The sequence below is a fragment of the Herbaspirillum sp. GW822-FHT03A08 genome, from assembly GCF_058801885.1.
Genome location: NZ_JBXANR010000005.1, coordinates 407866 through 431757, shown reverse-complemented (window position 1 = coordinate 431757; position 23892 = coordinate 407866). Strand labels below are relative to the sequence as shown.

General features: G+C 57.6%; 28 protein-coding genes. 10 read left to right on the top strand and 18 right to left on the bottom strand.

Annotated features, from left to right (window positions below):
- Positions 1-28: 28 nt before the first annotated feature.
- The 11 genes from AC1RN6_RS18145 to AC1RN6_RS18095 form a co-directional block, all read right to left on the bottom strand.
- Complete coding sequence (locus AC1RN6_RS18145; protein WP_493006847.1) at positions 29-298, bottom strand: hypothetical protein; 270 nt, start codon at positions 296-298, stop codon at positions 29-31.
- A 3-nt stretch (positions 299-301) separates the two neighbouring features.
- Positions 302-568 (bottom strand): hypothetical protein, encoded by a 267-nt coding sequence (locus AC1RN6_RS18140; RefSeq protein ID WP_493006846.1) that lies wholly within the window; start codon positions 566-568, stop codon positions 302-304.
- Positions 569-577: 9 nt separating this feature from the next.
- Positions 578-1426, bottom strand: a complete 849-nt coding sequence (locus AC1RN6_RS18135; protein WP_493006845.1) for a major capsid protein P2 — start codon at positions 1424-1426, stop codon at positions 578-580.
- 575 nt (positions 1427-2001) lie between these two features.
- Positions 2002-2622, bottom strand: coding sequence for a P-loop NTPase family protein (locus AC1RN6_RS18130; protein WP_493006844.1), 621 nt, complete (start codon positions 2620-2622; stop codon positions 2002-2004).
- Positions 2606-3076, bottom strand: a complete 471-nt coding sequence (locus AC1RN6_RS18125) for a hypothetical protein (protein ID WP_493006843.1) — start codon at positions 3074-3076, stop codon at positions 2606-2608. The genes AC1RN6_RS18130 and AC1RN6_RS18125 overlap by 17 nt, the downstream gene beginning before the upstream one ends.
- Positions 3073-3444, bottom strand: a complete 372-nt coding sequence (locus AC1RN6_RS18120) for a hypothetical protein (RefSeq protein ID WP_493006842.1) — start codon at positions 3442-3444, stop codon at positions 3073-3075. The genes AC1RN6_RS18125 and AC1RN6_RS18120 overlap by 4 nt, the downstream gene beginning before the upstream one ends.
- Before the next feature lie 91 nt (positions 3445-3535).
- Positions 3536-3820: a hypothetical protein gene (locus AC1RN6_RS18115; RefSeq protein WP_493006841.1), complete on the bottom strand. Its 285-nt coding sequence runs from the start codon at positions 3818-3820 to the stop codon at positions 3536-3538.
- Positions 3821-3824: 4 nt separating this feature from the next.
- A complete protein-coding gene (locus tag AC1RN6_RS18110; RefSeq protein WP_493006840.1) occupies positions 3825-3974 on the bottom strand; it encodes a hypothetical protein in 150 nt (49 codons plus the stop codon).
- Positions 3967-5757, bottom strand: a complete 1791-nt coding sequence (locus AC1RN6_RS18105) for a replication endonuclease (RefSeq protein WP_493006839.1) — start codon at positions 5755-5757, stop codon at positions 3967-3969. Before AC1RN6_RS18105 ends, AC1RN6_RS18110 begins: the two co-directional genes overlap by 8 nt.
- Positions 5757-5975 (bottom strand): hypothetical protein, encoded by a 219-nt coding sequence (locus AC1RN6_RS18100; RefSeq protein WP_493006837.1) that lies wholly within the window; start codon positions 5973-5975, stop codon positions 5757-5759. The genes AC1RN6_RS18105 and AC1RN6_RS18100 overlap by 1 nt, the downstream gene beginning before the upstream one ends.
- 97 nt (positions 5976-6072) lie before the next feature.
- Positions 6073-6306 (bottom strand): hypothetical protein, encoded by a 234-nt coding sequence (locus tag AC1RN6_RS18095; protein ID WP_493006836.1) that lies wholly within the window; start codon positions 6304-6306, stop codon positions 6073-6075.
- A 240-nt stretch (positions 6307-6546) separates the two neighbouring features.
- Here AC1RN6_RS18095 and AC1RN6_RS18090 point away from each other — a divergent pair, with 240 nt between their 5' ends.
- The gene (locus AC1RN6_RS18090; protein ID WP_493006835.1) at positions 6547-6858 is read left to right on the top strand and encodes a helix-turn-helix domain-containing protein; all 312 of its coding nucleotides are present in this window, start codon (positions 6547-6549) and stop codon (positions 6856-6858) included.
- Positions 6859-6997: 139 nt separating this feature from the next.
- Entirely contained in the window at positions 6998-7627 is a 630-nt protein-coding gene (locus AC1RN6_RS18085) for a carbonic anhydrase (protein WP_493006834.1), read from the top strand.
- A gap of 185 nt (positions 7628-7812) precedes the next feature.
- On the opposite strand, the gene AC1RN6_RS18080 is transcribed toward AC1RN6_RS18085, so the two are convergent.
- Entirely contained in the window at positions 7813-8562 is a 750-nt protein-coding gene (locus AC1RN6_RS18080; protein WP_493006832.1) for an SDR family oxidoreductase, read from the bottom strand.
- 96 nt (positions 8563-8658) lie between these two features.
- Between AC1RN6_RS18080 and AC1RN6_RS18075 the strand changes: the two genes are divergently transcribed.
- Both AC1RN6_RS18075 and AC1RN6_RS18070 read left to right on the top strand, forming a co-directional pair.
- Positions 8659-9597, top strand: a complete 939-nt coding sequence (locus AC1RN6_RS18075; RefSeq protein ID WP_493006831.1) for a helix-turn-helix transcriptional regulator — start codon at positions 8659-8661, stop codon at positions 9595-9597.
- Positions 9598-9649: 52 nt separating this feature from the next.
- Positions 9650-10447, top strand: coding sequence for a VOC family protein (locus AC1RN6_RS18070; protein WP_493006830.1), 798 nt, complete (start codon positions 9650-9652; stop codon positions 10445-10447).
- Positions 10448-10507: 60 nt separating this feature from the next.
- On the opposite strand, the gene AC1RN6_RS18065 is transcribed toward AC1RN6_RS18070, so the two are convergent.
- The 4 genes from AC1RN6_RS18065 to aspT form a co-directional block, all read right to left on the bottom strand.
- Positions 10508-12238 carry an EAL domain-containing protein gene (locus tag AC1RN6_RS18065; RefSeq protein WP_493006829.1) on the bottom strand — a complete coding sequence of 577 codons (1731 nt, stop codon included), beginning with the start codon at positions 12236-12238 and terminating at the stop codon, positions 10508-10510.
- A 76-nt stretch (positions 12239-12314) separates the two neighbouring features.
- Entirely contained in the window at positions 12315-12506 is a 192-nt protein-coding gene (locus AC1RN6_RS18060) for a hypothetical protein (RefSeq protein WP_493006828.1), read from the bottom strand.
- A 190-nt stretch (positions 12507-12696) separates the two neighbouring features.
- Positions 12697-14343 (bottom strand): bifunctional aspartate transaminase/aspartate 4-decarboxylase, encoded by a 1647-nt coding sequence (locus AC1RN6_RS18055; protein ID WP_493006827.1) that lies wholly within the window; start codon positions 14341-14343, stop codon positions 12697-12699.
- Positions 14344-14431: 88 nt separating this feature from the next.
- Positions 14432-16120 (bottom strand): aspartate-alanine antiporter, encoded by a 1689-nt coding sequence (aspT, locus tag AC1RN6_RS18050; protein WP_493006826.1) that lies wholly within the window; start codon positions 16118-16120, stop codon positions 14432-14434.
- A gap of 518 nt (positions 16121-16638) precedes the next feature.
- On the opposite strand from aspT, the gene gabD reads away from it, so the two are divergent.
- Both gabD and AC1RN6_RS18040 read left to right on the top strand, forming a co-directional pair.
- Complete coding sequence (gene gabD / locus AC1RN6_RS18045; RefSeq protein WP_493006825.1) at positions 16639-18102, top strand: NADP-dependent succinate-semialdehyde dehydrogenase; 1464 nt, start codon at positions 16639-16641, stop codon at positions 18100-18102.
- A 124-nt stretch (positions 18103-18226) separates the two neighbouring features.
- Positions 18227-19063, top strand: a complete 837-nt coding sequence (locus AC1RN6_RS18040) for an AraC family transcriptional regulator (protein ID WP_493006824.1) — start codon at positions 18227-18229, stop codon at positions 19061-19063.
- A 9-nt stretch (positions 19064-19072) separates the two neighbouring features.
- Here AC1RN6_RS18040 and AC1RN6_RS18035 read toward each other — a convergent pair whose 3' ends face one another.
- Positions 19073-19510, bottom strand: coding sequence for a DUF2000 domain-containing protein (locus tag AC1RN6_RS18035; RefSeq protein WP_493006823.1), 438 nt, complete (start codon positions 19508-19510; stop codon positions 19073-19075).
- A 66-nt stretch (positions 19511-19576) separates the two neighbouring features.
- Entirely contained in the window at positions 19577-20221 is a 645-nt protein-coding gene (locus tag AC1RN6_RS18030) for a DNA-3-methyladenine glycosylase I (RefSeq protein WP_493006821.1), read from the bottom strand.
- A gap of 188 nt (positions 20222-20409) precedes the next feature.
- Between AC1RN6_RS18030 and AC1RN6_RS18025 the strand changes: the two genes are divergently transcribed.
- From AC1RN6_RS18025 to AC1RN6_RS18010, 4 genes are all read left to right on the top strand, one after another.
- Complete coding sequence (locus tag AC1RN6_RS18025; RefSeq protein WP_493006820.1) at positions 20410-20922, top strand: sigma-70 family RNA polymerase sigma factor; 513 nt, start codon at positions 20410-20412, stop codon at positions 20920-20922.
- Positions 20919-21686: an anti-sigma factor family protein gene (locus AC1RN6_RS18020; protein WP_493006819.1), complete on the top strand. Its 768-nt coding sequence runs from the start codon at positions 20919-20921 to the stop codon at positions 21684-21686. The genes AC1RN6_RS18025 and AC1RN6_RS18020 overlap by 4 nt, the downstream gene beginning before the upstream one ends.
- Before the next feature lie 181 nt (positions 21687-21867).
- On the top strand, positions 21868-22659 hold the full coding sequence (locus tag AC1RN6_RS18015) for an alpha/beta fold hydrolase (protein ID WP_493006818.1): 792 nt from the start codon (positions 21868-21870) through the stop codon (positions 22657-22659).
- Positions 22660-22874: 215 nt separating this feature from the next.
- Positions 22875-23786: an alpha/beta fold hydrolase gene (locus AC1RN6_RS18010; protein WP_493006817.1), complete on the top strand. Its 912-nt coding sequence runs from the start codon at positions 22875-22877 to the stop codon at positions 23784-23786.
- Positions 23787-23892: the final 106 nt, after the last annotated feature.

The window sequence follows — 23892 nt, the reverse complement described above, 5'->3', positions numbered from 1 at the left end:
ACTTCTTCCGGCTCACACTGGCACATGCTTACGATCGACGTGCGATCAGCCATATCACCACCGCAGCACCGGCGTACAGGAGCCAGTTTTTACTTGTCAGCGAACTGGATGCGCCTGCACCCGCATTCGCATCGCTGGAGCCTGTAGCCGATTGATTGCCAGTTCCCTTGATGTTCACCACCCAGCCGCTGCCGTCAAAAACTTGCGGCAGGCTGATCGGCAGGCTTACCCCGGCGTTGGAGCTTGAGCCCGATTGCGCCGGACCGCCCGACGCCGATAAGCTCATTGGCATTGCCATGGTTTAGCCCTTCGAAAACAAGGCGTACAGAACCACACCGATGACGATCAGCGGCATGATGTTGCCGTTGGTGCCGATGCTGATACCGATGCCGGGTTGCGGCGGATTGCCGACCGTGTCAGACAGGTTATAAGCCGCATTGACTGCGGCCCCGGCCAGCCCCGTAAAGAGGATGTCCGACCAGTCGCCCGCCTGACTGTTGAGGCTTTGCGGCGTCATGGTCCCGTAATTGGTGCCGTTCGGCCACGCAGCTTGCGCGACACTGTCCATGGCGACCCCTTACAGGTTGTTGATGACGTCGATGGCCTCGACCACGGACTGAATCGAATCTGCCGCCGTCAGGTAGGCATTGATTTCGAATGTATCGAACGCACTTGCGCCCGCTGCCGTGTTGCTGATGGTCGTTTGCTGCGCATCGTGGTTGTTGTCGATGATGTAGTCGACAACGAACGTATTTGCCTGCGGCGTCTTCTTTTGCTGCACCTGATCGAAACGTGCATCGCGGCAGGTCTGGTCAAAGATCACCGCGCCGTTTTTCTTCACTTCGGTGCGATTGATGTTGCCATCGGTCACCGCCGTGAAATTCGCGCCGCCGTAGAAATGCCAGGTGCGTTTCAGCAGCGCACCACGGAAATTCAGCGGCAGGGTGAACTTGCCTGCAACCGCTGACGATGCCGGATAGTTCAGGTATTTCAGCACGTAGGGATTCGCCTGCGATGGCTCGAAATAGCCGATTGCGTTGATGGACGGTGCAACGGCTGTCGCGTCAATCGTTACTTCGACAATGACGTTGCCGATAGGCATAGCGGCGATCAGGTCGATGCCGCCGATTTCCTTGACCGGGAAAATGGCCTGATCGCGCTCAGTGAAATCGAGGTACACATAGCGTGCGTTGTCCGCATTGCCCTTGTAACCATTGATCTTGTTGAGCTGATCCATGGTCAAGTCCCAGATCAGGCGAGCGCCGATCTTTACCTTCACCTTGAGAATCTTGGTCTTGTCGAACGTGGTGCCGTTCAATTGCAGCTTGACGCCGACCAGCGTTTGCTTCGCGCCTGCCGGAATGGTCAGGGTGGCGATGCCGCCCGGCACGACGCCTACAGGTTGTTGCAGAGGATAATTAATCATTTTTTGCGTTCCCTTTTGCTGCACCCGGTAAGGTGCCGCCAGTTGACGAATTACATAGCCTTGTGAGCCATGGTTTTCAAGTTTTACTTATTGCAGCGCGGTCTGCACCAGCGGGCGAGTGAGACTGATACGGTTCAACACGAAGATGACCGCCAGCGTCACTACTGCTGTTTTGATGGCGTCTTTCATGGCGTCGATTACTTCGGCAGATACGCGCCAACGACCGGGATCGTTACGCTGTTGTTGACGGCCTTAGCGATCGCATAGACGGCCAGCACAAAGGCGGCTTGTTTCAGATAGGTTTTCATGAGTTCCCTCAGGTTAAGAATCGTATGACTTGACCAAGGCTTTCAGCGTCGGACTCTTCGACACGATGTAGGCAACCAACACGACCGCAATACCAGTCGCAATAACCTCTTGTGTGATGTGTTCCCACGATGGAAAGTACTTAAGCATGTCCGTTTCAAATTCGTTGAATCAGACTCAATGAAACCAGTTTGCGAGGGAGAAAAATAGAGGGGCCGCAGCCGCTAGGACTACCCCTACCCCCGCCTAGGGATAGGGGCGTCGATTTCCTACGCGCCGGGCTTTTTTACAACGCCTTTTGTGACCTGACGACTACGCCGGTCGAAATGCAGAAATTCAAGGTCTTGCAAGTCCTTGATGCGCTGGGGATCAATGTCCATCTTTTGCGCCACTGCCTTGCGGTGGTTTTCCTCGCCGAGATAGCCGCAATGGATGACCGTAGCGTTGCCGAGAAACGCCTTGTCAATCTGCGCCGGGAACTGCGAGGCGGCGATCAGGTGCAAGCCGTCATGCCGCCCATCATTGCAGCAGTCTGCCCACGCTGGCGGCGCGTAGCTGGGCGATGTATACCGTCCAAGCTCTTCAATGACGAACATGCAGTTTTTCGCCGTCGATGCGATCCTGCAGATTGTTTCAAATTCGTCCTGACGGGCCTTTTTTGTCTGGCCACGCGGGATATACCGGACTCGGAATTGCTTTTGGAACGACGCCCGCGCTACATCGGACAGCGTCGGCGCGAGCTCGGCGAACTCGGCATTTTCATTTTTCGTATCAAGGATGATCAGGCGCTTCGGCTTGAGCCGCCGCATGCGCTCCTTCATCCATAGCCCTTTTCCGCAGCCGGACGCCCCAACGACTGCCCATATCTGCGCGTCATTGGTTACCGGCATCGATCACCTTCTCATTGTCGGACGGATTAGAGGCGTTTTGAGCCGTTTTTTGCTCTCTCAGTGTCGCGATGTACTGGCGACCCAAAACAAACGCCTGTAGCGTCGGTGGAACAGCCACAACCGCTAACATGACCTCCGGCGTCATTGCCTCCGAAATGTTCCAGCCGCGTTTTACCTCGACAGCGGTAAATGCGGCCGCAATTGCTTCGACCGTGGCAGGCGGATAGCAGGTAGGGAGAAACGGGAGCATCGGCGTCAGCATCGTGATTCCCATGGCCAGCAGATCGCGGTTGCGGCTGAATGCGGCGTCTTGCTGACTCTGCTGGTCTGCCTCTTGCGGGATTTCGTTGCCGTTCGCATCGTGTGTGATGACCGGTGCGACGGTGCTATCGACGGCGGCGGCACTCGAAAGTAGCGCGGCCTGTTCCTGGCTGATTGTTTGTTCGGCGCTCATGCTGGCACCATCACACCAAAGACCATCTTGTGTTTCGTTGCCACGCCGGGCAGTGCGTTACTCTGCCGGTTATGTGCTGCGGCCTCGCGCTCGGCGATTTCGTTGACCTCTTCAGGCGTCAACTTTTTCGGTTCAGCTACTGGATCAGGAACCGGCGCCGCACCTTCAGGGCGCGTCTTGGCGACCAGTGCGGCCTCCTGACGATCATTGCGGGGGAAGTATTGCGCACCGCAGTCACCATCCGGGCAGTGCCGGTAATGGCGCTTGCCTGCTACCGGCGTGCCGTCCGCTCCGGCCATGATTTTGACGTGTGCTTTTTGATTTCCGCATTCAGGGCATACGGTGCGCCCGACGAGCTTGCTTGCCATGGTTTGAATCCCCTTTTGCAGCGCCCGGTAAGGCGCTGCCAGTTGGCGACACTTCCAGCCTTGTGAGCCGGTCGCGTCAGTTTGAAAGGTGTTACGCTGCTGCCGGTTCTCCGGCGTGATTCGCCAGCGTGATCAATTCTTCAACCGCCGTTTGCACGCCGGTGAATTTGGCACTGATCGCGGCAATTACGTCATCGACGGTCACCGGCGCAGCAGGCGGCGCGATGTCGATGTTGTCGATGATGTCCTGAAGCTCCTGCATCTGCACGCTGAAATTCGTTGCCTGCGCGCTCGTGATGCCGTAGTTATCGGAAATGCCTTGCAGTGCGGCCACCAGCAGGCGCAGGCGGTTTTTTGTTTCGGTTATTGCGTTCATGTCGTTATTTCCCATCGTCGGTTTGTGACCGCAGTTCGTTCAGTTCACTACGGAGGCGGTCTATCTCCGTCGCAAATTCCTTCAAAACTTCACGCACGCCGCCCGGCAGCAGCGCGCCATACACCAGCAACAGCCGGTTGACTTTTTCAAGCATGATTTCTCCGCATAGGCACTGTCCAAACAGTGCGTTTTCTAGTTTCGATTGCCGCCTGATAGGCCGCATCGAGCATGTCAAGGCGTCGGCTTTCGCCTACCTCGATTTTTCGGAATGCCTCACTGTCGAACCAGTCCGAAAAATCGACCTCTTCGATAGATATCGTGTCATTTTTGGCATAAGCCACCCAATCGGGCGGCGTACAGTTATTGACACGAGTCCAAGGAACGTCAACGGCGCGATTTTTTCCGACCACGCGCCACTCATACCGCTTTGATGCATAGATGACCTCGGAATCGCTCCACCTATCGAAAACGCCGATTGGTTTCATGCCCTCTGTCATCCCGTATTTCCCCTCTACCTTCTTTTCTACCAACTTCACACCGATGCGATATGAGCGGCCCATGTTGACGCCGCCTTGCGCCCGGATATAGGCGGCGAAATCGGCAGCACTATCCTCGGTCTTGTTGACGGCGGCGTGCGCCTGCTGGATATGCTCCGGCGCTCCGGCCACCTTGTCCGCAGTCACGCGGCGCAGTTCGCGCCATACCGTGACAGGCGGCTGGCCAATGGCCTGAAACTGGCGAATGCTCCAATTCGCTGCCCACGCCTCTACGCGCTGGCATGGCCGAATCACTTCATCGCCGATCAGATCCTTTTGAATCACACTGCCGTCTTGCGCCTTGTGTTCCGGCACATGCTCGTCGTCAATGTTCTTGCCGACATACTTGGCGATGTAGCCCGCAGCGGTCCCCTTCCCTGCCTCGATACGTACGATCTTCACCCGGTTACGCTTTGCGCCCGGTTCGTCGCCGTCTTCGGCCAGTGCATAGTCCTGCATGATTTCGATCATGCGTTCGGCGTGTTCTGCCTTGACGAAAAGCAGCATGTGCCAGTGCGGGCAACCGTCGTGGTGCGGTTCAGCGATGCGGAAGCCGTAAGGGGCGATGCCCTCGCGGTGGAACGCTGATCGCTCACACTTCCAAACGTCTTGCAAATACGCCTGCGCAACGCGTGGCGTAGCGTCGTTATAGTTCGGGTTCGGCGTTCCGGTCTTGGCAAGAATGGCGTGGAATTTTGAGGGTGCCGTCTGTGTGACGAACACCCCCACATGGCCGAGTTCATTGGCTATTTCCTCGCAGCCGCGCATTCTGAGCATCAGCTCGCCCCGGCGTACCTTTTTGTTTGCAACGCTTTTTGAAACCAGATCAGCCAATGCGTGTTCCTGTCCCAGATCGTTTTCCAGTTTGACCGAGGCAAGGATTTTTTCATTGCGACGGTTCTGCGCGATGCGCCGAAGAACTGTCTCATCGCTGGCATAAGCACCAGCACGAACGGAAACAAAGCCAAGACGAATAGCAGCATGCTCGAAAATCCTTCCAAATATTTTGCGGAATTGACGACGCCACCATGAGGCATCTGCGCAACGTGCGATGAATTGCCGATCGTCTTCGACGGCAGGCGCGGATACGCCATTGCGAGCGCACAGCAACGTCAGGCGTTCACGGACTACAGCCTTGTCCTTCACACGTTCGTCCAGGCGCTGACAATCGCTCGCACGATGCAGCGCCGCTATGCATAATTCCGCATCCGTGGCATTAAGGGGGATTGGTGCGGTAGTGACTTCATCCAGCAGAGAGGACAGGCGCTTATAACGCTCCGGCAGTTCGCCGACGATGACGCCGCCGCGTGCCTGCGTCAGTTCGCGGTATGCCTTGCGGCCCCAACGAGGCGGCAGGCCCTTGATGGTGCGTATGCCCTTTTCTTGCTGGATGACCGGCATCAGAGTGCGCCCTCGTCAATGGCCGCTAAGATGGCCTTGTGCGCCTCGTCGCGCACGTCCGAAAGCACTTCATCAATGATCATGAACGGCTTTTGATCGATGCTGACGCCGGTATTTTTCAATAGCAGATATGCCTGCCCTAGCCGCTCCGAAATTGAGTTGGTCAGGTTCAGCACCTTGTTTGCGTCGGCAATGACGTGATGATGGACGACTGCCATGGTCACCCCTTTATGATGCCGAATGCGGACAATAGGACAGGCGCGCCGATGATGCAGCCGCAGAACACGCCTTGCAGGAAGAGGATGGCGGCTTTTTTCATGCCACTACCCCGCCGCATTCCAGTTCGGCAAGGGCTTCGTCCATGCGCTCTATTTCGCGCTTCCAGAAAATGGCGTAGGGATGGCCTTCATCGTGGGCGGCAACCGCGCACTTGTAGCTGCACTGGGCGCTAAAGTGACGTTCCACTATGGCAATTTTGGCTTGTGTGAAGGTGTTGCTTGTGATCGTTTTGTGAATGCGCGGTCTATTGTTTTGCGATTCTGACAACATGGCAAGACTCCCTAGGTCTTTTGCGCCCCAGACGAAACACGGCGGGGAGGCCTTGAGGGGCCGGTGCCTAGGGAGCAAATGAGAATTCCCCGCCGTTGCCGAAATATAGTTGAGTCATTCTCAACGTGTCAAGCAATTCTCAACGTCAAGCGTCAATTATCGTTGAACGTTTAGTCGTACTTGCCTATCATACGGCTATGCCCGCCTACGTCTAGGCGGCCCTAGCCCTAGGAGAGCCACATGAAGACCCCTGAATATCTTGAATTGGTGAAGAGGAAATTGAGCCTGCCATCCGACTATGCGTTAGCAAAGTCGCTCGGAGTCAGCCGCAGTGCAATCAGCTTATTGCAATCCGGGAAAACGGCTATGAGTGACGAAACTGCCGTGAGAGCAGCGGAAATTTTAGGATTGCCTGCTGGCCGCGTTCTCATTGACGTTCACATGGAGCGCTCGAAAGCGCCAGAAGTGCGTGCCGCATGGCTGGGCATGATGGAAAAATTTTCCGCGTCTTTTAATTCCCTCATATCACGCGCCAACCCGCTCGCAGCTTGATTGTGCGAGTGGTGATATGAGGTAAAGGTGGCATTGTAAATTCTGTAAATTATGCGAAGTTATGAATTAACCTGCCATAGATGACGGCCAGTGAAAATTCAAGCCATAATGACGACCCCGAATCTGTTCTAAATTGAATATGCGCGACATCATCAATGGTTTTCTACGTTTCCAGCAGGATATCTTTCCAGCACGTAAAGAGTTATTCAAGACGCTTGCGACTGGCCAAACTCCTAAAGCGTTATTCATTTCTTGCTCCGACAGCCGCATGGTGCCGGAGCTTGTAACACAGAGAGAGCCTGGCGAGCTGTTCGTCATTCGCAATGCAGGAAACATCGTACCCTCGTTCGGCCCCGAACCTGGAGGTGTCAGCGCAACAGTTGAATATGCAGTCGCGCAATTGAGAGTAACGGATATCGTGATCTGCGGTCACTCTGATTGCGGCGCAATGAAAGCCGTTGCCACATGCGCGTGCCTGGATCACATGCCGGCGGTAAAACACTGGCTGCATTATGCAGACGCCGCCCGGATGATCAACGAGTCCAAGAATCACGCGAACGAGAATGACCGAATAGACGGCATGGTCCGGGAGAATGTGATTGCACAGTTGAACAACATCCGCACGCATCCGTCGGTCGCTTTGGCTCTCGCCCAAGGTCGGTTGACACTCCACGGATGGGTCTACGATATCGAGAGTGGCTCGATAGACGCGCTTGACAAGACCAATACGTTCGTACCTTTGGCCGAACATCCCGCAACTCAGCTTTGAAAAGCTGTCCCCGCAACTGGGGACAGTTGTGCCGGCGGAACTCGAAGCTCCGCTATGGCAGACGCGCATATCCATGAGTTGATCGGCTACGCCGCGTATCAACTTGTGGGCCTACACGCTTTCTGCGGAGCCTGGCTTACCCGAACCGCAAACGCTCATCCCGTCCCAGCGTCCTGCATCTCGCCCTAAGTAACTTCGTTAAACCACTCGACCGCATCCGCGCCGGCCGGGACGCGGAATGCCGTTGAACCGTCTTGCACCACCTGCCAGACTACTTCCGCAACATCGATCGCATGCGTCACCGGGCCAACGTAATTTTGAAATCCCGACATCACCGCATTCATCGTGGCCGAGTAGTCCTCAGGGAATGTTTGCGCAATCCTCCCGGATGCGTTGGTGGCGAACGCTGTTTCCGGCGCCATTCCAGGCAGCACTACGCCAACCCGGATATTGAATTCCTTCAGCTCCAGGGCCAGGGACTGGGTGAATGCGACAACCGCTGCTTTGCTGGCAGTATAGACGGGGAGCAAGGGCAAGGATTTCAGTGTCACGGACGAAGCCACATTGACGACAGCGCCCGTTCCGCGGGCCCTGAACTGGGGTAAAAATGCCTGCGTCATGGCCATCGTGCCGAAGGTGTTGGTTTCAAACACATCGCGTACTGCATCCATCGACGTGCTTTCGAACGGTCCCAGCATGCCGATGCCTGCGTTGTTGACCAGGGCATCGACCGGCCCGGCTTCTGCGACTGTGCGACGGATGCTTTCTGCATCAGTGACGTCCAGCTGCAGGATGCGCAAATGCTCGGATTTCGGCAAGACATCGTCACTCGGTGCACGCATGGTGGCGATGACTTTCCAGTTTTTGCTTAAAAAATATTTCGCGATTTCCAGACCGAATCCGGAAGAACAGCCAGTGATCAAAACGGTTTTCATGTAAATCCTTTTATCTTCAGAGAAAGCAGAACAATAGCTGGCATGGGCAAAACCATCTACAATCAAAAGTCCTGAATTTGTTTGCGAGAGTCCGGCATGATTGACCCCCTGACATCCGTTGTCACGCTTCTCCAGCCGAAGATGTCCTATACGAAAATCGTAACCGGGGCGGGACGCTGGGGTGTGCGCGGCAAACTTGAAGAAGCGCCCTTGTGCTGCTGCGTCGTGCTGGAAGGAAAAATCCGCTATACGGTCGATGAGTTGCAACTGGTCGCTGAAACCGGGGATTTCTTGCTGATTCCATCCATGTCGACATTTTCGGCGAGCAGCTTCGACATCCCTTTGGAGCATGAATGGCAGTCCGAACCTGTGGTGTTGGAAAACGGCGAGCATCGCAATGGCTCCGTCGCAGCCGATGCGGATGTGCGATCGCTGGTGGGCTTCTGTCACCTGACTTCACCGGACGCCACGTTGCTTTTGACGCTGCTGCCGAAGCTGGTACACATTCGCGGCGATCTCCGCTTGTCGGCGCTGGTTCAGCTCGTCATCGATGAAGCCCGTTCGCAGCGGTCTGCCCGGGACGTGGTGCTCGAACGCCTGCTGGAGGTTTTGCTGATTGAGGCATTGCGCTCATCCAACAATGCCGTGATGTCGCCCGGCCTGTTGCGCGGTCTCTCGGATATCCGCCTGGCGGGGGCGATCCGGCGCATCCATGAAAGTCCTGAGGAACCCTGGACCGTTGCGCTGCTGGCGAAAGAATCGGCGCTGTCCCGTTCCGCTTTTTTTGAGCGATTCAGCGCAGCTTTGGGCGTCACGCCGATGGACTACCTGCTGTCGTGGCGGATGGCCCTGGCAAAGAATTTTCTTCAACGAAAAAAAGCCATCACCGAGGTGGCAGCACTGGTCGGATACAGTTCATCCAGCACTTTTACGGTCGCCTTTACGCGCCATACCGGTATGCCGCCAGGCCAATATTCCAGATTGCAGCAAAATACGGCTGCAGAAAATATCGCCAAGGCACCTGCAATGTCGTGAGTTTCACTCCCGGCCAGGCACCATCGACATTTCACCTCCAGTCTCGATCATCATGACCCAAAAAACTGCCTCACTCGACCACCTGGTCATCAACACCCATTACGACATCGATGCCGCCCAGACCTTATTGGAAGGACTGGGCTTCACCATCACCCCACGCGGCTATCACACCCTGGGATCAGTCAATCATCTGATCGTGCTGGCCGGCGGCTATCTGGAACTGATCGGCCAGCCGCGCGACAGCGACAAGGTTCGCCAGGAAATTCTCGATAGCCCGGTCGGCATCGACGGTCTGGTCTATGCCGTGGAGGACGTGCAAGCCTGCCACGACGACTGGATTGCGATGGGGTTGAAGGCGCAGCCGGTTCAGCATTTTTCGCGGCCCGTTGAAGTGGATGACAAGGCGATTGATGCGCGGTTTTCCACGGTCCGGCTATTGCCCGGACAGTTTGCGGCAGGCCGTGTTTATGCTTGCCGGCATCTCACTCCCGAGCTGGTCTGGCGGCCGGAATGGATGGCGCATCCCAATGGCGTGAGCGGCATTGCTAGCATGCTGGTGGTGGATAAGGATCCTGCGCAGGCTGCGGCGGACTATGGCCGTATGGGGCGTTGGGGTACGGAGTTCGCATTGGAATTTGCGGATGCCGGCAGCTTGCCGGCGCGGTTCGGTGAACTCGCAGGGTATGCGCCGCAGCGCGATGCATTCTTTGCGGCGATTTGCTTCCGAGGTGGCGATCGCAAGGATATTGCTGACCGGGCGCGGTTGCTTGGTTTGCCGATGCGGGAAAATACCGGCAGGCTTGTGCTGGCGTTGCCGGCGTTTCAGGTTTTGCTTGAGTTTGTCGGATAACTATCCGGCGAAGAAATTCGCCCCTTCGATGTGGTGATTCTGCATCGGGCAATCACAACCTCAAGTATCCAGGGAGCTGGTCAAAGGACGGTCTTGCAACTGCGCGCGCGCATCCGGCTTCTTGATACCGATAGCATCGCCCTCCTCGTTCACCGGCAGCTTGCTTCTCTGGCGGTAGGCGTGCGGTCCGTTTTCGCTGCGGGAGTCGGCGAGCTTTTGCGTGAGTTCGGCAATCGGCATGGGCTTGGAATATAGCCAGCCTTGACCGTATCTGACGCCCTGCTGACGCAGATAATCGACTTGTTCCTGCCGTTCGACGCCCTCTGCGATGACTTCCAGCCCGAGTGTCTTTGCCATTTGCACGATGTGCGGGACCACGCTGCGCGTCGCGGCATCGGTGCCGATGGTGTCGACGAAGGATTTGTCGATTTTGAGAAAATCAAGGTCGAGAGAAACCAGATAGGAAAGACCGCAATAGCCGGTGCCGAAATCGTCGATGGCGATGCGCAGGCCACCTTCGCGCATGAGACCGATGTTACGTCTGGCATATTCGATTTTCAGCAGCGATCCCTCGGTCACTTCCACTGTCACCCTGCTTTCATCGATACCGAAAGTGGCAAGTTGGCTGCGCAGACGGTCAAGTGATACGGTAGTCTCCAGATCCGAGGCCGCGAAATTAACGTTAATGGGGAAATCCGGATAGCGTCTGAGGAATTTCGCAATATCCTTCACGACCATCTCGATTACCCGGGCAGTGAGCCGCGACATCAGGCCGGTGATTTCCGCGATCGGGATAAAGACATCCGGCGTGATGACTTGTCCGCTGCTTTGGCGCCAGCGTACCAGCGATTCGGCGCCGACCCAGCGCCCGGATTCAAGTTCGACGATAGGCTGGTACAGCATGTAGAGCTGGGTTTCACTCCTGATAGCGTCTCGCAACTGAGAACGCAAGCCGAGGTGCCGGCGGGCAAACAGAATTGCCAATCCTGCCAGACACACGCCGGCCATAATTCCTAACGGGACAAAGAAATAGGCATAACTACGCCATGCGGCGTAGAGCTGTGCAACCGGAAATGCGCAGTAGCTGACAAACAGATAGTGTTCTGAGCTCACCAATGCAATGACGCTTGATGACGTAACTAAACGGCGGCGCTCTCCTTTTTTCAGGTCGGTACGAAACCATTTTTCTTGCGATTCTCCTCGGCCGAGAATGGGAATTCCGCTCGCCGCCCCGTAGGTTCCCAATGCCAGTTTTTGATCCGATTTTGCAACGTCCAGAGCCAGATTCGGCAGCGCGAACGCGGTGTATCCGGTAGAGACATGTGTGACGCCGACGTAGATGCCCACTTCGTCCAGCGTCAGTTTTACCTTGCTGCGGACAGCATTGTTCTTGTCGGTGACAAATGTTGCAGGGCCAAGGTCGATTCCTTCCCCATGGTCACCATAAGAAGAACACATCAGACGATTTCCGCGCGTATATCCGATCAGCTGCAAATAGCTTGAGCTGATATTTTCACGCCGCATGAGGTCGATGTTGGCGGCACTGCAGGGATCGGGATCTTTGCGCGCTTCGAGTTTATCGATCGCCTGCTGCATCTGGTCGCCCACCATTTCACTGCGCTGCAATACCTCTTCGGCGACGAATGCCGTCTGGGCAAAAAGATCGCGTTCCGCCTGGACGTAGCTCATGCGGATTGCTGCAGCGACGCAGGCCAGAATGATCAGGCCGGCCAATAGATAAGCGCCGATCCCTTCCGTGAAACGAGGAACAAACTTTCTTCTGCCGATCATTGCTTTCCCCGCTTGCTCAGGTTCCGGATGTCGACTGGAAGCGATCAACCGGGTCTTTGATGTTGGTAGTCCGAACTTATTTTCTTACTTTGTCTTGCTCTTCTTTGAAGGTCGCTGTGGCTTCTCTGGTTTTTCGTTGGCGAGCATATTGCTCGGACATGGATTGCCAGTAATAGAGCTGCTCGAAATACGTCTTCCTGAAGCTGGTCGGTTCAACTGCATTCACACCTTCCACGGCGCGAATCGGCGTTACACGTCTCTCACTCACTTTGCACCTCGGTTTTCAGACATTGCATATTATGGCGGCGGCTGGATTCTACGCCTTCTGAACATACTACATTGCGCTGCCCAAGGACGTTTATAGCCGCAATATGCCCATCTGCGCAACGTTGCCGGGCAGAACGAAAAAGCCCGGCGCGAACCGGGCTTGCTGTACTTCCTGGGACGCCAGGATGATTTTATTTCCTGGCTTTTGCCGACTTGGCTGCTTTCACCACTTTGCCTGCTTTGCCCTTCCCGCCACCCTTCTCTTTCTCAAATAAGGCGAAATACTCCGATGCCATCTTTCTGATCGCGCGGCCGATGTTGGCGTAGTCGTATTCGTTGAGATTGGCCAGCGAGACACGGCCGGAGGGATGTGTCGCGCCGAAGCCTTTGCCGGGAAGCAAGATGACGCCGGTTTCTTCGGCCAGGCGGAACAAGGCTTCGTTAGGTTTCATGCGTTTGAGCAACCATTTTGAAAACTCTTCGCCGTGCATCTGCGCGGCCAGCAGCTCCATGTCGAGCAGATGGTAGTAGCGCACCGAGTTGGCGTCGTACGGCATGGGCAGGCCGAGTTCGCGGTACAGGGCTTCCTTGCGGCGCAAGACGATGCGCTTCATTTCGGCCTTGTAATTGCCGGCTTCGTCCATCAGAGAGAACAGCGAGAACAGGCTCATCTGCGCCTGCACCGGCGTCGACAGGCCTGCGGTGTGATTGAGGGCGACGGTGCGGCTGTCGGCGACCAGGCGGTCGATGAACTTGATCGTGCGCGGCGCAGTGGTGATGGAGCTGTAGCGTTCGTCGAGCTGCAGTGCGGTTTTCTCCGGCAGTTTGGAGATCAGTTCGTCGATGACGTTGTGCTTGTGCGTGGCGACCACGCCCATGCGCCAGCCGGTCGCGCCGAAGTATTTGGAGAAGGAATACACCAGGATGGTGTTGTACGGGCAGATCGCAAACAGCGAGGTGAAGTTGTCGGCAAAGGTGGCGTATACGTCGTCTGTGAGGATGATCAGGTCCGGACGTTTTTTGACGATTTCGGCGATGTAGGCCAGCGTCTTGTCGTCGATCTTGACCGAGGGCGGATTGCTCGGATTAACCAGGAAGAAGGCCTTGACCTTGGGATCGAGCAGTTTGTCGAGTTCTTTTCTGGTGTATTGCCAGTTGTTGGACTGCGGCGCGTCGATGACCAGCTCGACCAGATTGAATTCGGACAGGTGCGGGATCTCGATATAGGGCGTGAAGATCGGCATGCCCAGCGCAATCGTGTCGCCTTCCTTGATGACATGATTGGCCTTGAGGCTGGCGAACAGATACGTCATCGCCGCAGTACCGCCCTCCACCGCATACATGTCGAAATGGCCGACGAAGGGATGCGTCCCGATCATTTCCTTGTGCAAGTAATTGCCGACGATGCGTTCAGTCATGCGCAGCATGCGGTCCGGCACGGGATAGTTGCAGCCGAGGATGGCTTCGCACATCTCGTAGATGAAGTCGCCCGCCGACATGCCTAGCTGGTCGCGCACGTAGGACACGGCGGCCTCGATGAAGCGAATGCCGGGTACGCCGGCGTGGTTCTTGGCGAACAGTTCGAAGCGCGCCTCGATGCCGTCGCGCTTGGGAAAGCCGCCGACGCCATCCATGTAGATATAGGAGCGCTCGGCCTCCGACATGGCGAACAGGCCGAACTGGAAGAAGCCATGGCGCGGCGTAGTGGCGAGGAAATTGGGATTGCCGCGGCCGGCATTGAGCATGAGTTTGTTGCTTTGGAGCGCGGTCTGTATCAACGCGTCCTTGAGTTCGAATGGGCTCAACAGGGAAAGCTTTGCTGGGTCGCTAAAATCCATGGTGCTGCTCCTTTTTGAAAACGATGCCCTGTGTCAGCGGCGAAAAACAGGCGTGAAATCGCAATGTAAAAACGGTAGATCGGGTTGCCTACACCAGCGCCACAATCAGCGGCCCCAGCAAGGTCAGGAAGACGTTGGCCAGAGCGTAGGTGATGGCGAAAGGAACCGTGGGGATGGCATTCTCGGCCTTGTCCAGCACTTCGCCGAAGGCCGGGTTGGCGCTGCGCGAACCGCTCAGCGCGCCGGCGAACACCGCCGTGTTGTCGTAGCGCAGGATGTAGCGGCCGATCAGCATAGTCAGGATGAGCGGCAAGATGGTGACGACCACGCCGACACCGAACAGCGTCAGTCCCTGCTCCTTGACGGTCTGCACCGCTTGCAGGCCGGACGACAAACCGACCACGACGACAAAGCCGGCCAGGCCGAGATCCTTCAGGATCTGCACGGCGCCGCTGGGCATCGAGCCGAAGGTCTGGCGTTTTGCGCGCAGCCAGCCGAACAGCAAACCGGATAACAGCGCCCCGCCGCCACTGCCGAGCGTCAACGGAATCGAGCCGATGCGCGCGGTCAGCAAACCGACCAGCAAGCCCACCACCAGGCCGGCGCCGAGATAGACGAAGTCGGTTTTTGCGCTGGGGACGATGACGTAGCCGATCAACGACGACACACGTTTGACGTCCTGTTCGGAACCGAACACCGACACCACGTCGCCGGTCTGGACGATGGTTTTTTCCTGCAACGGCAGCACCTTACCCATGCGCATGAGCTGCACGACATAGATGCCATGCCGTACCTGCAGCGCGGTGTTGGTGCGGATATCGCCGACTGTACGGTTGTGATACTCCTTGTTGGAGAGCACGACATCGCGGCGTTCCATGGTCAGTTCCATGCCTTCGACGCCATACAGCTCCTTGCTGAAAATCGGCACCACGTTGATCATCGCCTGTCTGCGGCCGACGGCGAGTACGATGTCGCCGGCTTCCAATGCCAGCTCCGGTGCGACTTCGATGATCTTGCCGTCGCGCTTGAGGCGCTCGATGGTGATGCCGTGGGCGGCGTGTTCTTTTTCGAGTTGCCCGATGCTGAGGCTGGTGTGCTCGCCTATCTGATAGATCCGTCCGACCAGATCCGGCGCAGCGGCTTGCTGGCCGGGCGCGAGGACTTGCACGCCTCCTTGCATGGCGGCTTCGGCACGTACCGCGTCTTCCTTGATGCTGCGGCCCATCAGTCTGGGCAGTAAGTTAACGCATACCAGAATCGCGCCGAACGAACCGAATACATAGGTCACCGCGTAGCCGACGGCGACGTTGCCTTGCAGGCGCTTGACTTCTTCTGCGGCCAGACCCAGTTTGGTGATGGCGTCACCGGCGGTGCCGATGATCGCCGATTGCGTCAGGCCGCCGGCGGCGACGCCGGCAGCCAGGCCCTTGTCGAGGCCGAACAGTTTAGCCATCACTACTACCGTCGCGAGGCCGGTGATGGCCAGCACGGCAGCAAGGATGATTTCACGTATCGATTGCTTGCCCAGCGAGTTAAAGAATTGCGGCCCGCTCTCGTAGCCGACGGCATAGATGAAAAGCGCAAACAGCACCGACTTCACGCCGGGATCGACGCTCACGCCCACTTGACTGACCAGCACAGCCACCAGCAGCGAACCGGCCACGCCGCCGAGCTGAAATTTACCGAACTGGATCTTGCCGATGTAGTAGCCGACGGCAAGGGAGAGAAACAGCGCAATTTCAGGAGATCGCGCAAACAGATGGTGTAGCCATTCCATGATTACTACCTTTCAGTACAAAGAAATTGTTAAGCAATAAGGAGGTAGCGATGCCTGGCAGGAACCTGCCGGGACGAATGTGTATGGGATGTTGTCTGGTGAGGAGCCGGAAATTTCCGGGTGGCCGGCGGGACCGGACGTAGAAAGAAATAGCAAGAAACAGCGTGAAGAACCCGGCAAAGCAATCAGCATAAGCGACCCATGACAAGACCTTGACTGCATCGGCGGCCGTGGCCGGTATCGATGCTTCCACTTGCGGTGACGATGTGTGCGTATTTGCTAGGGCAGTAAATCGATACGCGATCGTTTATTGCCGCATGGCTATTCGGAGTCGCTAGGATGCGCGATAAAAATGAGGCCGTCAATGCGCCAGATCATGAAACTGAAAATGCGATGGCGCACCGGGCCTTGTCATTTGATCATGAAACTTAAGGCGTCCGGCAACATCACACCGAGTATCGGGTAGCGGCATGCCACCCATGCAGACCGACTTACAGATTAAAGAATTGGAGAGATTCATGCTGCTTTCTGAACACCTCAAAGACCCAACCCTCTTCCGCCAGCAGGCCTACATCAACGGCGCATGGTGCAATGCCGACGGCAGCGGCACGCATGACGTGCACAACCCTGCCACCGGCGACAAGATCGGCACCATTCCCGACATGGGCGCCGCCGAAACACGCCGCGCCATCGAAGCTGCACAAGCCGCCTGGGCCGGATGGCGCAAGAAAACCGCGAGGGAACGCAGTGTCATCCTGCGCAAATGGAACGATCTCATGCTGGCCAACGCCGACGACCTGGCGCTGATCATGACTACCGAGCAAGGTAAGCCGCTGGCCGAATCCAAGGGTGAAATCACCTATGCCGCGTCCTTCATCGAATGGTTCGGCGAAGAAGCCAAACGCACTTACGGCGACACCATTCCCTCGCCATCGCCAGGCAACCGCATCGTTGTCATCAAGGAGCCGATCGGCGTCTGTGCGGCGATCACGCCGTGGAATTTTCCGGCGGCGATGATCACACGCAAGGCAGGACCGGCGTTGGCGGCAGGTTGCCCGATGGTGCTCAAACCAGCTGAGGCGACGCCGTTCTCTGCGCTGGCATTGGCGGTCCTGGCGGAGCGTGCAGGTGTGCCGGCCGGCGTGTTCAGCGTTGTCACCGGTTCCGCGAAGATCATCGGCGGCGAAATGACCAGCAATCCTCTGGTGCGCAAACTGAGCTTCACAGGTTCCACGGCGACCGGCAAACTGTTGATGGAACAATGCGCCTCCAGCGTCAAGAAACTCTCGCTCGAACTGGGCGGCAATGCGCCCTTCATCGTGTTTGACGACGCCGATCTGGATGCCGCCGTTGAAGGCGCTATCGCTTCCAAATTCCGTAACGCAGGCCAGACCTGCGTCTGCGCCAATCGCATCTACGTGCAGGATGGCGTGTACGACGCCTTTGCCGAAAAACTGGTGGTTGCAGTCGGCAAGCTGAAGGTTGGCAACGGCCTCGAAAACGGCGTCACGCAAGGCCCGCTGATCGATGAAAAAGCCGTCAGAAAAGTCGAGCAGCACATCGCCGATGCCCGTGAAAAAGGCGGTCGCGTCCTGACTGGCGGCAAGCGTCATGCGCTTGGTCACAGCTTCTTCGAACCGACCGTGATCGTAGACGTGACCTCGCAGATGATCGTCGCGAAAGAAGAAACCTTCGGACCGATGGCGCCGCTGTTCCGTTTCACCAAGGATGAAGACGCCATTGCGATGGCCAACGATACCGAGTTCGGCCTGGCCGCCTATTTTTATTCACGCGACATCGGCCGCATCTGGCGCGTCGCCGAGGGTCTCGAAAGCGGCATGGTCGGCATCAATACCGGGCTGATTTCCAACGAAGTCGCACCGTTCGGGGGCGTCAAGCAATCGGGCATGGGACGCGAAGGTTCGCATTACGGGATCGACGACTACCTTGTCATCAAGTATCTCTGCATGGGCGGCATCTAGGCTGCTGCGGCCCAACTGCCCGGCTGCCCGGTTATTCGGGCCGCCGGATAAGGCGAATACATTTCGGGTATGCTTTCTGGCATACCCGATTTTTTATGTTCTTCGCCGATACCTCGACTCTGTCATGCGCAACGACGCTCCCGACATCACGCTGTGGCACGCGCCCAATTTGCAGGCGGAATTGCTGCGCGCACGCTTCGTCGATTTCTCCTATGACGTCCATACCCATGACACGGCCTGTTTTGCCCTGCTGACGCGTGGCGCGATCCGCATCCGCATGCGCGGTACGGAATTCATCGCGCGCGCCGGCGACCTGTACGCCATCGATGCCGATCAACCGCATGCCGGCTGGCCGGTCGATAGCGATGGCTGGCAACAGCGCACCTTGTATGTCGACCTGAATTATTTGCGCTCACTGGTGCGCGATGAGGATGTGATGCGCAGCGTCTCGGTCGCCGGTCCGCTGATTCGCGACAAGATATTGGCGCAATTGTTTTACGAAATGCACAACTGTTCCCAGCTGCAGACATCGGATGCGGCTTCGGCGCTGTATTGCGAAGAGATCTATCTGAAATTTGCCGCGCGCCTGTTCGATCGCCATGTGCGCGATGCCGATGCCCCCGCCGTGGCCGGCAAGGAAAGTCGTGCGATTCAGCTGGCGCAGGAATATCTGGATCAGCACCTTGGCCAGCAGGTCCATCTGCAAGACATTGCTGCAGTGGCAGGTTTGCCTGCGTTTCAGTTATTTCGCGCCTTTGAGCGCGCCACCGGCATGACGCCGCATGCCTATCAGCGCCAGGCCCGCGTACGCGTTGCCAAGAGCCTGATCCGTCTCAATCATTCGCTGGCGGACGTCAGTGCCGCGACCGGATTTTCGGATCAGGCGCACTTGACGCGCTGGTTCCGCCGCATCATGGGCGTCACACCCGGCGCCTACCGTAACGCCATGGTTGCCCGATAAGACTGTCGCCTATTTCAGCAAACCGATATTGGCGACGATGCGGCTAATTGGTTTTTTCTCGCCGATCAGGGCAACCCCGAGATAACTGAGATCGCTGGTCGCCACTTTACCGACGGCATCACAAAAGGCCTGATAGTCGGTCGTCTCCTGCCCTTGCACGGGAAAATCCACCACGTCGCAGCCGACTTCCACCCCTTTGGCGCGGATGTTCGCCAATTCCTCCCGGCCGGCTGCCAGCACGGCGATGCCGATGGGGATCAGGCCGGGATGGGAGCAACCATCCGCGTCAATCAGCGCCGGCCCGACCAGTTGGGGATGACGTTGGCCAATGGTCAGCGCGATGACCGCGGCGGCGTTGGCTGCTTTGCCGACCGGCAATGCAGCATCGACGATGATGACGCAGCGTTGCGGAATGGTTTTGGGGAGATCGATTGCGGTGTCAGTCACGTGCAGGTCCTTGTTGATGATGAAGAAGCTGCATGTTCGGGCAAGGCCGACGGGAAGTCTTGAACGCTATTGCACGGGGCGCTTGAAAGCCTTGCGTTCCGCTTCCACGCGGTCACGGCAGGCGCAGCCGGTGAGATGGTCGTTGACCAGCCCCATGGCTTGCATGAAGGCGTAGATGGTGGTCGGGCCGACGTAAGTCCAGCCGCGCTTCTTGAGCGCCCTGGACAGATTGGTGGAGGCTTCCGACGTCGGATTAGCCGCCCAGTAGTCGAGCGTTACGACCTGCGGACGTTCTTGGGCGGAGGGCTCGAATTGCCAGAACCAGGCTGCCAGCGAGCCGGCTTCGTCTATCAGTTCCAGCGCGCGCTGCGCGTTGTTGATGGTGGATACGATCTTGGCCCGGTTGCGCACGATGCCGGCATCGGCCATCAGGCGTGCGATATCCTCGTCGCCGTATCGCGCCACGCGACGGAAATCGAAACCATCGAAAGCGGCGCGGAAGTTTTCGCGTTTGCGCAGGATGGTGATCCAGGCCATGCCGGACTGAAATCCTTCCAGGCAGATTTTTTCGAACAAACGGATGTCGTCCGCCACCGGCCGGCCCCACTCGCTGCCGTGATATTCAGGCATGGCGGCGTGCCAGGCGCAGTAGACGGTACCGTCGTCGATAGCTGTCAGGCCGGGAATGTTGTCAGTGTCTTGTTTTGTCATGATGGCAATGGAGAAGGCATTGGTGATGCTCGTTGCGCAACCCGTTATGATGCGTCAAAGCAAGTCGGCGTGCTTGCCGGATCTTGCTTTCGTATTCCTGAAAAATAATTGCATCCGGCGGGAATAAGCCCCGGGGCCGTTCGTCTTACTGTGCATGAACGATATCACCACCGGGACGACTGATTGCCATGAGTAAAGATTTCAGCGATGACGAATTGCGCGAACTGCTGCCCCGGCTGCGGCGCTTTGCGCTGTCGTTGACGCGCCATGAAAACAGCGCCGACGATCTGGTGCAATCCTGCCTGGAACGAGCGCTGTCACGCGCCGACCGCCGCCGCGACGATGGCGATCTGCGCGCCTGGCTGTTTCAGATCATGTATCGCCAGTTCCTCGATGGCCAGCGTCGCGCCAAGCGCTATGCCGGCTTGCTGTCGCTGTTCAGCCGTACCGAAGAAAACCTCGCGCCCTCGGCTGAAGACATCGCCATGTCGCGCTCGGCCTTGCAGGACTTCAGCAAACTGCCGGCGGAACAACGTGCCTTGCTGCTGCTGATCTCGGTCGAAGGTCTCAGTTATCAGGAAGCCGCAGATACCATGGACATCCCCATCGGCACCGTGATGTCGCGCCTGTCGCGTGCCCGCAAGGCATTGCGTGCGCTCAATGACGGTCAGGCCAATCCTTCTTTGCGGATTCTCAAATGAACACTTTCTCTCCCTCCGAACAAGACCTGCACGCCTACGTCGACGGCCAGCTGGACGAAACCATGCGCCGCCAGATCGAGGCTTATCTGGCGAGCCATCCCGAGGCTGCCCGTGAAGTGGAGCAATTGAGGCTGGACAATCAGCGCCTGCGCGCTTCGCTGGAAAACATGCCTGCTGCGCCGATTCCGCCGCGTCTGGATCCCTTCCGAATCCGCCGCGAATTGCGCGCGCGCTCGCAGCGCCGCATGGCGATTGCCGCTTCGCTGGTGCTGACGCTGAGCCTTGGCACGCTGGGCGGCTGGCAATTGCGCGACATGTCGATGCGCAAGACCTATCTGCCGATGGCCGACGCGACGCAGGCTTACCGCATGTTTGCGACCAGCGACATGGCGCAGAAGGTCGATATGAAGACCAGCGAACCGGATCGGCTACAAGGCTGGCTCAACCAGCATTTCGTCCAGGCTGCGCCGATGCCGGATTTCAGCGCCTACGGTTTCAAACCGGTCGGCGGCCGCCTGATGGCCAGCGACAAAGGCGCCGCGGCGATGGTGCTGTATCAGAACGATGCCGGACAAGCCATCGTGTACTACGTCCGGCCGCCGGGCGAGCTGTTCAACTTCGGCGCCGGCAATCGCCAGGACGGCAATCTGCTGACGCAGTACTGGCGGCAGGGACGCTACTTCTACGCCGTCGTCAGCCCATCCGACACGCCGTCGACGCTGCCCGTGCAACGGGCCATCGAGCCCGGCCGGCCGCAGTCCTGATGTAGCCCGGATGTAGCCGGATGTAACTCCGGCCTTTTCTCCCCTGTAAAAAAACCACCGCTGATCGGAGCGGATGGAGTCGTGCGTTCTGCGCATTTGTATCTGCATGAATTCGCCGATCGCTGCATTTCCCTTTTTTATTCACTGATTTATTGCTTCACTCACACAAGGAATTATCGCCATGCTCAACAAACGCTCATTCATGAAGTCCGCCGTGAAATCCACGATTGCAGGCGTCGCCGCCCTGCTCCTGACCCATGCGGCTTTCGCCGAAGACGCCGCAAAGACCGCGCCCGTCAGGAACGTGGTGCTGGTGCACGGCGCCTACGCCGACGGCTCCTGCTGGTCGGAAGTGATCGAACGCCTGCAAAAGGCCGGTCTGCATGTGACCGCCGTGCAAAACCCGCTGTCCTCGCTGGCCGATGATGTCGAAGCAACCCGCCGCATCCTGGCGTTGCAGGACGGCCCGACCATCCTCGTCGGTCATTCGTGGGCAGGCACCGTCATCAGCGAAGCCGGTACCGATCCCAAGGTGGCAGGTCTGGTCTATGTCGCTGCCCGCGCACCGGATGCCGGTGAGGATTACGGTGCGTTGGCGGGAAAATTTCCGACGCCGCCGGCAAGCGCCGGGCTGGTCAAATCCGGCGGCTTTGCACAGTTGAGCGAAGAGGCTTTCCTGCGTGACTTTGCAGGCGACATCAATCCGGTCAAGGCCAAGGTGATGTACGCGGAACAAGGCCGTATTTCCGACACGCTGTTCGCTTCGCGCACGACCCAGGCCGCATGGCGCAACAAGCCGACCTGGTATGCGGTTTCCACCAACGACCGCACCACGTCGCCGCAACTGGAACGCTTCCTCGCACAACGCATGAAGGCCAGGACCATCGAGATCGCTTCCAGCCATCTGTCGATGCTGTCGCACCCGGATGAAATCGCCGATCTGATTCTGGAGGCTGCGGGACAAACGCACTGATGTCCTGAAAACGTTTTGATGACATCCTGAGCCGATCAGAAAATATTGCTCTTCTGATCACTCCTGATGTCTTCCCGCGGCAAAATATTAAGCTTTTTATATCGCATTCGCCGGCCTGGTAACGCAGTCTTGAAAATACATTCTCCAGACTGCGTGATGTGTGACAGTATCCGTCTCAGGCCAACCGGCCTGAACAACGAACGGGGGTTCAAAAAATGCGAAAAATACTAGCGCTGCTACTCGTACTTGCTTCACTACATTCTTTCCCGGCTCTGGCTGCCGGCTTCTCTTTCCCAGCTGGATTCAAGACACAGACGATCGCCACTAACGGTGCGCGCATCCATGTCCGGGTCGGCGGCCAGGGACCTGCCGTCGTGATGCTGCACGGCTATGGCGAGACCGGCGACATGTGGGCGCCGCTGGCGGCCAAACTTGCGGCCACGCATACAGTCGTTGTGCCGGATCTGCGCGGCATGGGATTATCGGATCATCCTGCAACCGGCTACGACAAGAAAAACCAGGCGCGCGATATCGCCGGCGTGCTGGACGCGCTCAAGATCGGCAAGGTCGATGTGGTTGCGCATGACATCGGCAATATGGTCGCCTATGCCTTCACCGCGGAACAGCCGGAGCGTGTCACCAGGCTGGTGCTGATGGATGCGCCGCTGCCGGGTGTCGGTCCATGGGAAGAGATTCTGAAGAATCCCCTGCTCTGGCATTTCCGCTTCGGCGGTCCGGACATGGAGCGCCTGGTGAAAGGCCGCGAGCGCATTTACCTTGATCGTTTCTGGAATGAGTTCTCCGCAGATCCCAAGAATTTTGACGAAGCCTCGCGTCGTCACTATGCCAGGTTCTATGCGCTGCCGGGCGCAATGCATTCAGGCTTTGAACAGTTCCATGCCTTCGACCAGGATGCCATCGACAACAAGGCCTATATCGCCAAGGGACTGTTGCAGATGCCTGTGCTGGCCATTGGCGGCGAGAAGTCCTTTGGTACGACCATGGAAGCCGTAGCACGTTTTGCCGCTGCCAACGTGCGCGGCGCAGTGATCCCCAACGCCGGCCACTGGCTGATGGAAGAACAGCCGCAGGCGACGGTTGCTGTCATTGCGGACTTCCTTCAATAAACCGGAGCTGCGTCTTTCAGACAAAACGGCTTGCAGCGTTGCAAGCCGTTTTGCTTTGTCTCGCCGGAAAATGCAGCGCCGGAGCACATCGTATAATCCAAGCCGC